General features: G+C 62.0%; 13 protein-coding genes. 10 read left to right on the top strand and 3 right to left on the bottom strand.

What is annotated here, in order from left to right:
- The first annotated feature begins 163 nt into the window (after nucleotides 1–163).
- The 9 genes from ACGYK4_RS10290 (at nucleotide 164) to ACGYK4_RS10250 (ending at nucleotide 8344) form a co-directional block, all read left to right on the top strand.
- A complete protein-coding gene (locus ACGYK4_RS10290) occupies nucleotides 164–1279 on the top strand; it encodes a PRC-barrel domain-containing protein (RefSeq protein WP_394456320.1) in 1116 nt (371 codons plus the stop codon).
- A gap of 154 nt (nucleotides 1280–1433) precedes the next feature.
- Nucleotides 1434–2396 (top strand): malate dehydrogenase, encoded by a 963-nt coding sequence (mdh, locus tag ACGYK4_RS10285; protein ID WP_394456318.1) that lies wholly within the window; start codon nucleotides 1434–1436, stop codon nucleotides 2394–2396.
- A gap of 251 nt (nucleotides 2397–2647) precedes the next feature.
- Entirely contained in the window at nucleotides 2648–3031 is a 384-nt protein-coding gene (gene sdhC, locus ACGYK4_RS10280; RefSeq protein WP_394456316.1) for a succinate dehydrogenase, cytochrome b556 subunit, read from the top strand.
- Nucleotides 3032–3042: 11 nt separating this feature from the next.
- On the top strand, nucleotides 3043–3414 hold the full coding sequence (sdhD, locus tag ACGYK4_RS10275; RefSeq protein ID WP_132446572.1) for a succinate dehydrogenase, hydrophobic membrane anchor protein: 372 nt from the start codon (nucleotides 3043–3045) through the stop codon (nucleotides 3412–3414).
- 28 nt (nucleotides 3415–3442) lie between these two features.
- Nucleotides 3443–5248, top strand: coding sequence for a succinate dehydrogenase flavoprotein subunit (sdhA, locus tag ACGYK4_RS10270; protein ID WP_322329225.1), 1806 nt, complete (start codon nucleotides 3443–3445; stop codon nucleotides 5246–5248).
- The gene (locus ACGYK4_RS10265) at nucleotides 5248–5583 is read left to right on the top strand and encodes a hypothetical protein (RefSeq protein WP_067261893.1); all 336 of its coding nucleotides are present in this window, start codon (nucleotides 5248–5250) and stop codon (nucleotides 5581–5583) included. Before sdhA ends, ACGYK4_RS10265 begins: the two co-directional genes overlap by 1 nt.
- A 10-nt stretch (nucleotides 5584–5593) precedes the next feature.
- Complete coding sequence (locus tag ACGYK4_RS10260) at nucleotides 5594–6373, top strand: succinate dehydrogenase iron-sulfur subunit (RefSeq protein ID WP_067261891.1); 780 nt, start codon at nucleotides 5594–5596, stop codon at nucleotides 6371–6373.
- A gap of 53 nt (nucleotides 6374–6426) precedes the next feature.
- Nucleotides 6427–6642 (top strand): hypothetical protein, encoded by a 216-nt coding sequence (locus ACGYK4_RS10255; protein WP_067261889.1) that lies wholly within the window; start codon nucleotides 6427–6429, stop codon nucleotides 6640–6642.
- A gap of 52 nt (nucleotides 6643–6694) precedes the next feature.
- Nucleotides 6695–8344, top strand: a complete 1650-nt coding sequence (locus ACGYK4_RS10250) for an FAD-binding dehydrogenase (protein ID WP_394456314.1) — start codon at nucleotides 6695–6697, stop codon at nucleotides 8342–8344.
- Nucleotides 8345–8535: 191 nt separating this feature from the next.
- On the opposite strand, the gene deoD is transcribed toward ACGYK4_RS10250, so the two are convergent.
- The 3 genes from deoD to ACGYK4_RS10235 form a co-directional block, all read right to left on the bottom strand.
- Nucleotides 8536–9240: a purine-nucleoside phosphorylase gene (deoD, locus tag ACGYK4_RS10245; RefSeq protein ID WP_394434297.1), complete on the bottom strand. Its 705-nt coding sequence runs from the start codon at nucleotides 9238–9240 to the stop codon at nucleotides 8536–8538.
- Between the two features lie 199 nt (nucleotides 9241–9439).
- Nucleotides 9440–9763: an H-NS family nucleoid-associated regulatory protein gene (locus ACGYK4_RS10240; RefSeq protein WP_394456312.1), complete on the bottom strand. Its 324-nt coding sequence runs from the start codon at nucleotides 9761–9763 to the stop codon at nucleotides 9440–9442.
- A gap of 103 nt (nucleotides 9764–9866) precedes the next feature.
- Nucleotides 9867–11834 (bottom strand): methylmalonyl-CoA mutase family protein, encoded by a 1968-nt coding sequence (locus tag ACGYK4_RS10235; RefSeq protein ID WP_394434293.1) that lies wholly within the window; start codon nucleotides 11832–11834, stop codon nucleotides 9867–9869.
- 165 nt (nucleotides 11835–11999) lie between these two features.
- On the opposite strand from ACGYK4_RS10235, the gene ACGYK4_RS10230 reads away from it, so the two are divergent.
- Nucleotides 12000–13397 (top strand): 1-acyl-sn-glycerol-3-phosphate acyltransferase, encoded by a 1398-nt coding sequence (locus ACGYK4_RS10230; RefSeq protein ID WP_394434291.1) that lies wholly within the window; start codon nucleotides 12000–12002, stop codon nucleotides 13395–13397.
- Nucleotides 13398–13518 lie beyond the last annotated feature (121 nt).

The raw sequence follows: 13518 nt of genomic DNA, 5'->3' as shown, positions 1-13518 counted from the left end.
GTGGAAGCGCGGGCGGCCTAGGGCCGCCTTTTCTATGTTTGGGGCTTGCCGCTGCTTGGGCGAAGTCCCGCCATTTATTTGTGCCGCCGTGGAACTGGAGAGGGCCATCCGGGTTGTGGTTCCAGAAGAGCAAGCAACGCTCATTTTTGGAAGGAGACCTACAATGAAACGTTTTCTGAGCACCACGGCCATCGTATTGACCATGACCGGCGCAGCCTTTGCTGACGCGCATTCCGAAGGCTTTGGCAACGTTGCCGTAGAGCAGACAGATTTCCTTGCATCCGACCTGATCGGCATGCGCATCTACAACTCCGAAGCCGAAGTTGACGCGGCTACCCCCATCGCCGATGGCGCCGAGCAGGAGTGGGATGATATTGGCGAGATTAACGACATCATCCTGTCGCAGGACGGCGAAGTGACTGCCGTGATCCTCGGCATCGGCGGCTTCCTTGGCATGGGCGAACGTGACGTTTCCATCTCCATGGACAAGATTCGCATCCTGAACGACGAAGGCGGCGAGCGCTTCCTCGTTGTGAACACCTCGAAAGAGATGTTGGAGCAGGCGCCTGAGTTCGAACGTCCCATGATGGATGGCGAGCAGATGGAAGGCGACGCCATGAACGAGACTGACGCGAACGTCACCGTCATCAACGGCGAGACCGAAGCCGAAGAGATGGCGAACGATGTCGAAGCCGAGACCGAGGAAATGGCCAATGACGTAGAGGCCGAGACCGAGGAACTGGTGCAAGACACCGAGAACACGGCCGAGAACCTTGAAGCCGAGACCGAAGAGATGGCCAATGACGTAGAGGCCGAATCCGAGGAAATGGCGCAAGAAGCCGAAACCATGATGGAGAACGCCGAAGCTGAGACAGAAGAAGCTGTCAACGAAGCCGAAGCCAACACCACCGTGATCACAGGTGACGAAACCGTTGAGCGTGAACTGCTGCCGCGCCCCGAAGTTGAGCGTGAAGGCTATGCCAATGCCGAAGCCGAGATGATCGAGCAGATGAGCGCCGAAGACCTCGAAGGCTCCTATGTCTATGGTGCCAACGATGAGACCGTCGGTGAAATCGACTCGCTCCTGATCGGCGACAACGGCCAGATTGACCGTGTTGTTATCAACGTGGGCGGTTTCCTTGGTCTGGGCGAAAAGCCGGTGGCCGTGACATTTGACGAACTTCAGGTTTTGCAAAACGTGGAAGGCGACGACGTGCGCATCTACATCGACAGCACCGAAGAGCGTCTGGAATCGCAGCCTGAGTACCAAGGCGACTAATTCTTCGCCTTAAAGTTCAGCAATTGGCCGCCCCTCGGGGCGGCCTTTTTCGTGGTGAGGGCAGGGGTTAGCCGCCCGCCAATGCTGCAACTTGCACGGGACCGTGCATTTCGGTATCTCCGGCGCAAATGAAACCTCTGTCGGAGACATGACCATGGCCAGACCCAAAATCGCGCTTATCGGCGCGGGGCAAATCGGCGGCACTCTCGCCCATCTCGCAGCGTTGAAGGAATTGGGCGATGTCGTCCTGTTCGACATTGCCGAGGGCACCCCTGAGGGCAAAGCTCTCGATATCGCGTCGTCGGGCCCCTCGGGGAAGTTCGACGCCACCATGTCGGGCACGCAAGACTACGCCGACATCGCCGGCGCGGACGTCTGCATCGTCACCGCCGGTGTGGCGCGCAAGCCGGGCATGAGCCGCGACGACCTCTTGGGCATCAACCTTAAGGTCATGAAATCCGTGGGCGAGGGCATTGCCAAACACGCCCCCGACGCCTTCGTGATCTGCATCACCAACCCGCTTGACGCGATGGTCTGGGCCCTGCGCGAATTCTCGGGCCTGCCGCACAACAAGGTTTGCGGCATGGCTGGCGTGCTCGACTCCGCGCGTTTCCGCCACTTCCTCGCGACCGAATTCAACGTGTCCATGAAAGACGTCACCGCCTTCGTTCTGGGCGGTCACGGCGACACGATGGTGCCGCTGGTACGTTATTCCACCGTCGCAGGCATCCCGCTGCCGGATCTGGTTAAGATGGGCTGGACCACGCAGGACAAGCTCGACGCCATCGTGCAGCGCACCCGTGACGGCGGCGCCGAGATCGTCGGCCTGCTGAAGACCGGTTCCGCCTTCTACGCGCCTGCTACCTCCGCGATTGAGATGGCCGAAGCCTACCTCAAGGACCAAAAGCGCGTGTTGCCCGCGGCGGCGTATGTCGATGGGGCCTACGGCTTGAACGGCTTCTATGTGGGCGTGCCCACCGTGATCGGCGCAGGCGGTGTTGAGCGTGTCGTCGAGATTTCGATGAACAAAGACGAGCAGGCGATGTTCGACAACTCCGTCAACGCGGTCAAAGGTCTGGTCGAAGCCTGCAAAGGCATCGACGAGAGCCTCGCCTAAGCCTCAAGGCATACGAGTTTTGAAGCGCGTCCCAATCGGGGCGCGCTTTTTCGTTCGGGGTGGAGTAGTTTTGTGATCACGCGATAATCTGCTGTGATCACAAAAGCGGGCAGGACCACATCACTCTGTCATTTTTCCACCGAAACACCGACCAAACCCCGCAGATTCCCCGCAGTTCCCCGTGACAGTCCTGTAAAAACCGCTATCAAGATGCAAAGCACAGGACAAAGCACAGGACAAAGGACCGCGCCATGGCCGATGTGAACCGGGGTAACCGCCCGCTTTCCCCGCATTTGACGATTTATCGCCCCCAATTGACTTCCATGACGTCGATTCTCACCCGGATCACCGGCAACGCGATGTTGATCACCGCGCTGCTGATCGCTTGGTGGTTCCTCGCCGCGGCCACGTCGCTTGAGTATTTCGACACGGTGAACGGGATCATGACCAGCTGGTTCGGTGATCTGGTCTTTACCCTGTCGCTCTTGGGCCTGTGGTATCACACGCTGGCCGGTGTGCGGCACCTGATCTGGGATACGGGCCGCATGCTCGATATCCCCACCGCGGAAAAGCTGGGCTGGACCGTGCTGATCGGATCGGTCGTGCTGACCATCCTGACCATCATCATCGTTTGAGGAGCGACACCATGGCATACATGACAGATCGCAAACGCGCCCGCGGCCTTGGCTCAGCGAAAACCGGCACAGCGCATTTCTGGGCGATGAAAGTCTCCTCGCTGGCGCTGTTGGTGCTGATCCCGCTGTTCGTCTTTACCTTCGGCAGCGCGCTTGGCGGCACATATGAAGAGATCCTTGCCTATTACGCGCGGCCCTTCCCGGCCATCGTGGCGGCGCTGACGCTGATCGTGGGCTTTAAACATTTCAATGACGGCGTGCAGGTGCTGATCGAGGACTATGTCCATGGGCTGGCCAACAAAGTCGCCCTCATCGTGATGACCATCATCAGCTACGGCGCAGCAGCGGTTGGCGTTTTCGCCATCGCCAAGCTCGCCCTGTAACAATACGCCCAAACGGGAGACCGATTAAATGGCAGCATATGAATACGAAACCCACGAATATGACGTTGTCGTGGTGGGGGCAGGCGGTGCTGGTCTGCGCGCGACTTTGGGCATGGCGGAGCAGGGGCTGCGCACGGCCTGTATCTCTAAGGTATTCCCCACCCGCAGCCACACCGTGGCCGCGCAGGGCGGCATCGCCGCGTCCTTGAGCAACATGGGCCCCGACAACTGGCAGTGGCATATGTATGACACGGTCAAGGGCTCGGACTGGCTGGGCGATACCGATGCGATGGAATACCTCGCCCGCGAAGCGCCCAAGGCGGTTTACGAGCTTGAGCATTACGGCGTGCCCTTCTCGCGCACCGAAGAGGGAAAAATCTATCAGCGTCCCTTCGGCGGCCACACCACGGAATTCGGCGAAGGCCCGCCTGTGCAGCGCACCTGTGCCGCCGCTGACCGGACCGGCCACGCGATCCTGCACACGCTTTACGGCCAGTCGCTGAAGCAAAGCGCGGAATTCTTTATCGAATATTTCGCCATCGACCTGATCATGTCGGACGACGGTGTCTGCCAAGGTGTGCTCTGCTGGAAACTCGACGACGGCACCATGCATCTGTTCAGCGCCAAGATGGTCGTGCTGGCGACAGGCGGCTATGGCCGCGCGTACTTCTCTGCCACCTCCGCACATACCTGCACCGGCGACGGCGGCGGCATGGCGGCCCGTGCGGGTCTGCCGCTGCAAGACATGGAGTTCGTCCAGTTCCACCCCACCGGCATCTACGGCGCGGGCTGCCTGATCACCGAAGGCGCGCGCGGCGAGGGGGGCTACCTCACCAACTCCGAGGGCGAGCGCTTCATGGAGCGCTATGCGCCGACCTATAAGGATCTGGCCAGCCGCGACGTGGTTTCGCGCTGCATGACGATGGAAATTCGTGAAGGCCGCGGCGTGGGTGAGAATAAGGATCACATCCACCTGCACCTCAACCACCTGCCGCCGGAAACGCTGGACCTGCGCCTGCCGGGCATCTCGGAATCCGCACGCATCTTTGCCGGTGTGGACCTCACGAAAGAGCCGATCCCGGTGCTGCCCACCGTGCACTACAACATGGGCGGCATCCCCACCAACTACTGGGGCGAGGTGCTGAACCCGACCGCCGACAACCCCGATGCCATCGCACCCGGCCTGATGGCCGTGGGTGAGGCGGGCTGTGCTTCGGTGCATGGTGCGAACCGTCTGGGCTCCAACTCGCTCATCGACCTCGTGGTCTTTGGCCGCGCCGCCGCAATCCGCGCGGCCAAGATCGTCGATGCCGACAGCCCGGTGCCCGCGCCGAACCTCAAATCGGTCGAGAAGGCTTTCGATCGCTTCGACGGTCTGCGCAATGCCAAGGGCGGCACGCCGACAGCCGAACTGCGCCTTGAGATGCAAAAGACCATGCAGGCCGATGCCGCCGTCTTCCGCACCGACAAGACGCTGGAGGAAGGCCGCAAGAAGATGATCGACGTGGCCGACAAGCTGAACGATCTGCATGTCACCGACCGCAGCCTCGTGTGGAACTCGGACCTGATGGAGACGCTGGAGCTGACCAACCTGATGCCCAACGCCACCGCCACGATCACCGCCGCCGCCGCGCGGAAAGAGAGCCGCGGCGCGCATGCGCATGAGGATTACCCGGACCGGAACGACGACGAATGGCGCAAACATTCGCTGGCGTGGTTCGACGGTAACGATGCCAAGCTGACCTACCGCGCCGTGCACCTTGATCCGCTGACCAAAGAGGATGAAGGCGGCATCGACATGAAAAAGATCGCCCCCAAGGCACGGGTGTATTGATGGTCCGCACAGCACTCATCGCGGCCACACTGCTCGGCCTGTCGGCCTGTGTCGAGGTTCAGCAGGCGGTGGATGACACCGCCCGCCAGACCTCCAAAGGCGTGGTGACCGAGGTTCTGGCCACCCGTTTCCCGCAGGTGCCGAAAGAGCTGATCACCCCCTTCACCGATTGCATCATCGACAATGCCGACGCGCTGGAGCTGCGCGAATTGGCCCGCGCCACCGTGGTTGGCGTGGATGACACAACAGCGGGCACCGTGCGCACCATCCTGTCGCGCCCCGAGACCCGTACCTGCCTGCTGGCCGCCGCGCCCGCAGCCGGTCTGACGCTTTAGGAGACGCATAATGGTTCAACTGACGCTTCCGAAAAACTCCCGCATGACCAGCGGTAAGACATGGCCTAAGCCCGAAGGGGCGACCAACCTGCGCGAGTTCCACATCTATCGCTGGAACCCCGACGACGGGAAGAACCCGGCGCTCGACACCTATTTCGTCGATATGGACGATTGCGGGCCGATGATTCTCGACGCGTTGATCAAGATCAAGAACGAGATCGACCCGACGCTGACCTTCCGCCGCTCCTGCCGCGAGGGCATCTGTGGCTCTTGCGCGATGAACATCGACGGGATCAACACGCTGGCCTGCACTTACGGCATGGAAGAGATCAACGGCGTGGTGAAGATCTACCCGCTGCCGCATATGCCGGTGGTTAAGGACCTGATCCCCGATCTGACCCACTTCTACGCCCAGCACGCCAGCATCCAGCCGTGGCTGGAGACCGATACGCCCGAGCCGCGCAAGGAGTGGAAACAGTCGATCGACGACCGCGCCAAGCTCGACGGTCTGTATGAGTGCATCATGTGCGCCTGTTGCTCGACTTCCTGCCCCAGCTACTGGTGGAACGGCGACCGCTACCTCGGGCCAGCGGCCCTGCTGCATGCCTACCGCTGGATCATCGACAGCCGGGACGAGGCGACGGGCGAGCGTCTGGATGACCTCGAAGACCCCTTCAAGCTCTACCGCTGCCACACAATCATGAACTGTGCCAAGACCTGCCCCAAGGGGCTGAACCCGGCGGCGGCGATCGCCAACATCAAGAAACTGATGGTCGAGCGCACCGTCTGATCCCCCAAGCTGACAGGAAGGCCCGGCCAAGCGCCGGGCCTTTGGTTTTTCCCATGATCCTGCCCTTTGTCATCGTTATCGTCTTTGTGATCGTGCTGATCTTTGCCCGTCGCAACGCGCCCACGCGGGACTGCCGCTGGCGCGAAGACCGGGCGGGGGACAAGGGCGCGCTGCGCAAATACCACTGCGTCGCCTGCGGGGCCGAAGCCTACCGCAGCGAAGGCCCGCCCGACCGCTGCCTCAAAGGGCTCGACACCCCGCGTCTGTGACTTGCTTTTGCCCCCAGCCCGCCGCAAGCTTGCGGGAACAGGGGAGGCAGCAATGGGTGAGCGTTTCAAAGCAGATGTGATCGTCGTGGGGGCGGGTCTGGTCGGCATGATCGCCGCCCATGAGGTCGTGCTACGCGGCCGCCGCGTGCTGCTCATGGACCAAGAAGGCCCGCAAAGCCTCGGCGGGCAGGCGTTCTGGTCGCTCGGCGGTCTCTTCATGGTCGACACGCCCGAACAGCGCCGCATGGGCATCCGCGACAGCGCGGAACTCGCCTATCGCGACTGGATGGGCTCGGCGCAGTTCGACCGGGCAGAGGACGCCAATCCCCGCAAGCTCGCGCAAGGGTTCATCGACTGGGCGGCAGGCGACATGCGCGCTTTGCTGCACCAGATCGGCCTGCGCTGGTTCCCGGTCGTCGGCTGGGCCGAGCGCGGCGGGGCAGGTGCCCATGGCCACGGCAATTCGGTGCCGCGCTTCCACATCACCTGGGGCACCGGCACCGGCGTCGTCGGCCCCTTCGCCCGGCTGATGCAGGAATACGCGGCAGCGGGCAGGCTGCGCCTTGCCTTCCGCCACCGCGTCACGAGGCTGGTCACAACGGATGGCGCGGTCACCGGCGTGGCGGGCGAGGTTCTGGAAGACAGCGACGCCCCGCGCGGTCAGAGCACATCACGAAATGTCACCGGCGACTTTGAGCATACCGCCGAGGCTGTCATCCTCACCACCGGCGGCATCGGCGCCAACCACGATCTGGTGCGGCAACACTGGCCCAAAGACCGACTCGGCCCCGCGCCGCGCCACATGGTCAGCGGCGTGCCCGACTATGTCGACGGCAAGATGCACGCCATCGCCGCCGACGCCGGGGCGGGGCTCATCAACGAAGACCGCATGTGGCACTATTGCGAGGGCGTCCAGAACTGGGACCCGATCTGGCCCAACCACGGCATCCGCATCCTGCCCGGTCCCTCGTCGATGTGGTTCGACGCGCAGGGCAATCGGATGGAGGCGCCCTGCTTGCCCGGCTTCGACACGCTCTCGACCCTCAAACGCATCCTGCAAGCAGGCGAACACAGCTGGTTCATCCTCACGCAAAAGATCATCGAAAAGGAATTCGCCCTCTCGGGATCCGAACAGAACCCCGATCTCACCTCCGGCAAATGGGGCGAAGTCCTGAAAGCACGGCTCGGCAAGGGGGGGACTGCCGCAGTCGAGGCCTTCAAAGAAAAAGGTGCGGACTTCATCGTCGCCGAGGATCTGGAAAACCTGGTTGCCCGCATGAACGCCCTCACACCCGCGGCCCCCGTCGCCCTAGAGCACATCCGCGCCCAGATCGAAGCCCGCGACGGCCAATTGGGCAACCCCTTCGCCAAAGACGCTCAGATCACCGCGATCCGCGGCGCCCGCAACTACCGTGGCGACCGTCTGATCCGCACCGCCAAACCCCACGCCATCCTCGACCCGGCCAACGGCCCGCTCATCGCCGTGCGGCTCAACATCCTCACCCGAAAATCCCTCGGCGGGTTACACAGCGACACCCAAGGCCGCGTGCTCACGCCTGCGGGCACCATCCTCCCCGGTCTCTTCGCCGCCGGAGAGGTCTGCGGCTTCGGCGGCGGCGGCTACCACGGCTACAACGCCCTCGAAGGCACCTTCTTGGGCGGCTGCCTCTACTCCGGCCGCCTCGCCGGCCAACACGCCTGAAAGACGCGCCACACCCCCTCCCTTCATCCTTTCCCAAATACCTTCCGCACTCTCCTCACACGCGAGCGCCAACCAACGAAGCACCCCCCTCGCTCACACCACCCGCCAAGCCACGAAAAAAGGCGCGACCCCCGCCGCGCCCCTTCATCCTTTTTCAAATACCAATCCCGCCCTCTCAGCAGGCGCCGCACTCAGGCAAAAGCCGCCTCCAGCGCAATCTCGACCATATCGCCAAAACTCTTTTCGCGGTCCTCCGATGGCAACGCCTCGCCGGTCTGCAAATGATCGCTCACCGTCAACACCGCCAAGGCACGCCGCTTGTGCCGCGCGGCCAGCGTGTAAAGCTCCGCCGCTTCCATCTCGACACCGAGGATGCCATGGCGCACCATCTGCTCATCGAGATCGGGGCGCTCCGCATAGAAAACATCTGAGGAATAGATTCCCCCCACATGGGTCTTGGCCTCCAGCTTTTCGGCGGCGGCCACGGCGGCGCTCAACAGGCCGTAATCGGCGCAGGGGGCGTAGTTCAATTCGCGGAAAATGCCGGAGGAGGGCGAGGTGATCGTGCTCGCCGTCATGGCGATGATCACGTCGCGGATGCCGACATGGGATTGCATCCCGCCACAAGAGCCGATGCGGATCAAGGTCTGCGCGCCATATTCGGTCATCAACTCATTGGCGTAGATCGACAGAGACGGCATGCCCATGCCCGAGCCTTGGATCGTCACCCGGTTGCCGCGCCATGTGCCGGTAAAGCCGAGCATGCCGCGCACTTCGTTGACCAGTTCGGGCCCTTCGAGAAAGGTCTCCGCCGCCCATCTTGCGCGGTAGGGGTCGCCGGGCATCAATACGGTTTCGGCGATATCGCCGGGTTTCGCGCCAATATGGACGGTCATTTCTGTCTCCTGATGTTTGGCGCATTTTGCCCGCGCAAGGCGGGCTTCACAAGGGCTGCAGTGGGGCAGGGGGCGTGACGTAAACTTCCGCTCGGCGCCGTGCAGGGGATGGGTGCCGAATTCACATTTCCGTTAGCAATAAAAAAGCGCCGGTGAATTGCTATTCAACCGGCGCGAAATTCCCGTATTTCGGGAAGTATTAAACCCGCATCGTTTCCGGATCGGCACCATTCTCTACTTGGGCGCGGAACCAATTTGGCTGGCGGCCTTTTCCAGTCCAAGTCTGGGACGGGTTTTCTGGATTGGCGAACTGAGGCTTCGATTTCGGACCGGCGGGCGCTTTGCGCGGCTTCTTGGCCTTCTTGGGCGCGGGGGACTCATCAGCTAACTCATTCAGGGAAAAGCCATATTCCGCCGCTGCCTTTTGTGCTGCCTTGCGTGCGGCGCGGCGTTCGCGCGCCTGTGCGGCCTGCAATGCCTTTTTGACATCCGACAGAAGTTTCTCCAGTTCCTTGCGGCTCATGGATTTCAGGTTTTTTCCATATCTGATATTCCCTTTCCAGATTGTGCTGGTAGAGGGAATTATAGAGGCAATAAGTTAATTGCACGATGTATTTTGTGTCAGCCTATTCCGCCGCCACCGCTTTGGGATCGGCAAGCGTAATAATATCCTGCATGATGACGTTCAATTCGAAGTCCTTCGGCGTATAGACCTGCGCCACCCCGGCGGCGCGCAAACGGGTGGCGTCGGCCTCGGGAATGATGCCGCCGACGATGACGGGAATATGGGTCAACCCGGCCTCGGCCATGCGTTTCATCAGGTCTTCGACCAGGGGCACGTGAGAGCCCGAGAGGATCGACAGGCCGACCACATGGGCGGCTTCCGTTTGTGCTGCTTCGACGATCTCCGCAGGCGTCAGACGGATGCCTTCATAGCTGATATCCATGCCGCAATCGCGGGCGCGGACGGCGATCTGCTCGGCCCCGTTTGAGTGGCCGTCGAGCCCTGGTTTGCCGACAAGGAATTTTAACCTGCGGCCCAATTTGTCGCTGACCGCGTCTACCGCATTGCGCAGGTCGTCCAGACCTTCGGTCTTGTTGGACTGGCCTGCGGAAACCCCTGTGGGGCCACGATATTCCCCGTGAACGGCGCGCATCTGCGCGGCCCATTCGCCGGTCGTCACCCCGGCTTTCGCGGCGGCGATGGAGGCGGGCATGATGTTCTCGCCCGCCTGCGCCGCTGCGCGCAGATCGGCCAGCGCCTGTTTCACGGCACCCTCGTCGCGCGCGCTGAGCCATGCGTCGAGCCGAGCGAGCTGGTCGGCCTCGGCGCCGGGGTCGGATTGCATGATATCGCCCGCGCCGGTCATCAGGGGCGAGGGCGCGCCTTGCTGCCATTTATTGACGCCAACCACGACGGTTTCGCCGCTTTCGATACGCCGCAGCCGGTCGGCATTGCTTTCTACCAAACGTCCTTTCATGTAATCGATCGCGGAAATCGCGCCGCCCATACCGTCGAGATTCGCCAATTCCGCCCGCGCGCCTTCTTTGAGCAATTCGACCTTGGCATCGACCGCCGGGTTGCCGTCGAATAGATCGTCGAATTCCAAAAGATCCGTTTCATGGGCCATGATCTGCTGCATCCGCATCGACCATTGTTGATCCCAGGGGCGGGGCAGGCCGAGGGCTTCGTTCCATGCGGGCAATTGCACGGCGCGGGCGCGGGCTTTTTTCGACAGGGTCACGGCCAGCATTTCGATGAGAATACGGTAGACGTTATTCTCGGGCTGTTGTTCGGTCAGCCCCAGCGAATTGACCTGCACCCCATAGCGGAAACGACGGAATTTTGGGTCTTCAACCCCATAGCGCGCGCGGCAAATCTCGTCCCAAAGATCTACAAAGGCGCGCATTTTGCACATTTCAGTGACGAAACGGATGCCTGCGTTCACGAAGAAGGAAATCCGGCCAACCAATTTCGGGAAATCCTCTGCCGGGACGCGGGGTTTCAGCGCGTCGAGCACGGCGGTGGCGGTGGCCAGTGCGAAGGCCAATTCCTGTTCCGGCGTCGCACCCGCCTCTTGCAGGTGGTAGGAACAGACGTTCATCGGGTTCCATTTCGGCACATTCGTATAGCAGAATTCGGCCACATCCGCGATCATCTTGAGCGATGGCGCGGGCGGGCAGATATAGGTGCCGCGGCTGAGGTATTCCTTGATCAGGTCGTTTTGCACCGTGCCTTGCAGCTTTGAGACATCCGCGCCCTGTTCCTCGGCCACCGCGATATAAAGCGCCAGCAGCCAAGGGGCCGTGGCGTTGATCGTCATCGAGGTATTCATCTGCTCCAACGGGATGCCGTCGAACAATGCGCGCATATCGCCGAGGTGATTCACCGGCACGCCCACCTTGCCAACCTCGCCCCGGCTGAGCACATGGTCGCTGTCATAGCCGGTCTGGGTCGGCAGGTCGAAGGCCACGGAAAGCCCGGTCTGCCCCCGCTCGAGATTCGAGCGGTAGAGCGCGTTAGACGCGGCGGCGGTGGAATGGCCCGCATAGGTGCGAATGAGCCAGGGGCGGTCTTTCTGCGGTTGAGTCATCGGGGCCTCTTGAATCTGGGTTGCAATAAAGTTGCGTCATGACGTTGATAGGGGAAATAATATGCCTCTGTCAATTCGCTGCGTTGCGGCATCACTCGGGCCGCTTGGGCGGGCGGGAAACAGATAAATATTGTCCTCTCGCCCCTGCACTGTAAGGGTTAAGCCATGACGCAGACTGTGCAATTGCCCCTTTGGCTGTTCATCCTCATCGTGGTTTTCGCAGCCGTCACGGCGCTGAGCCACTTTTTGCTGCCTTCGGTGCGTTGGTTCTTTCGCCGGCGGCTTGAGCGGGGAGTAGCACGGTTGAACAAGCGGCTGACGCGGCCCATCGAGCCCTTCAAACTGGCGCGGCGGCACGACATGATCCAACGGCTGATCTATGATCCGGAGGTCAGCCAAGAGATCGTCAACTATGCCCGCAGCAACGGCGTGCCGGAAAACGTGGCCTTTCAAAAGGCGCGGGAATATGCGCGCGAGATCGTGCCGCGGTTTTCGGCCTTCGCCTATTTCAGTTTCGGCATCCGCTTGGCGCGGCTGTTGACCAATACGGTCTACCGGGTCGAGACGGCGGTGAGTAACGAGACAACATTCGCCGCGCTGCCGCGGGATGCCACGGTGGTCTTTATCATGAACCACCGGTCGAACATGGATTACATGCTGGTGACCTATCTCGCCGCGCGGTCTTCGGCGCTGAGCTATGCAGTGGGGGAATGGGCGCGGGTTTGGCCGCTGAGCACGCTGATCCGCTCCATGGGGGCCTACTTCATCCGCCGCCGGTCGCGCGGGGCGCTCTATCGCAAGGTCTTGGCGCGCTACGTGCAGATGGCCACGACGGGCGGGGTGACGCAGGCCTTCTACCCCGAGGGCGGCTTGAGCCTGACCGGGGCCTTGCAGCCGCCGAAGGTCGGGCTTCTGTCCTATGTCGTGGATGGGTTCGACCCCGAGGGCGAGCGAGACATCATCTTCGTGCCCGTGGCGATTAACTATGACCGGGTGCTGGAAGACCGCGTGTTGATCGCCGCCGGGCAGCGCGGGGACCGGCGTTTCGGAGCGCGGATCACGGTGGTTGTAGGCTTCGTGCTGCGCAAGATGTGGCGGCGGCTGCGCGGGCGCGACACCCGTTTTGGCACGGCGGCGGTGACCTTTGGCGATCCGCTGTCGTTGCGTCGCACCGGGGCCGGGGTGCCGGTGTCGGAGTTGTCCGAAATGTTGATGGACCGGATCGCGCAGGCGATGCCGGTGCTGACCGTGCCGCTGATCGCGCGGGTGATGTTGCAGGCCGCCCGGCCGATGAAGGAGGCCGATCTGCTGGCCGAAGTGGCTGCCACTTTGGAGAAAATGCCACCGCGCAACCGGGTGCCGAAGCCGGACGTCCTGCCCGAACGGGTCGCCCGCGCCGTCGCGCGGCTCAAGAAACGTGGCGTCATTTCCGAAGGCCCGGAGGGGCTGGAGATCGTCGAGGGGCAGGAGCCTGTTTTGGCCTTCTACGCTAATTCCATTGCACATTTCCCCTCGAAGGATGCTGCACCTGCGGCAGAAATTGCTGCGACTGCTGGGTCATAAAATTACAAAAGGCGGCATCTAGGGGTTGCATTGTTGCGCGGTGGATCATATCCCGAAAGGGAGCCGCCGCGATTCTGCGGTGCGGCACAGACCTTGTAGACACCGATCACCGGCAGGAGGC

The organism is Sulfitobacter sp. 1A13368 (assembly GCF_043557275.1).
GTDB lineage: Bacteria > Pseudomonadota > Alphaproteobacteria > Rhodobacterales > Rhodobacteraceae > Sulfitobacter > Sulfitobacter faviae.
Note: the sequence above shows the minus strand (reverse complement) of the source record. Positions and strands in the feature narration are given on the sequence as shown.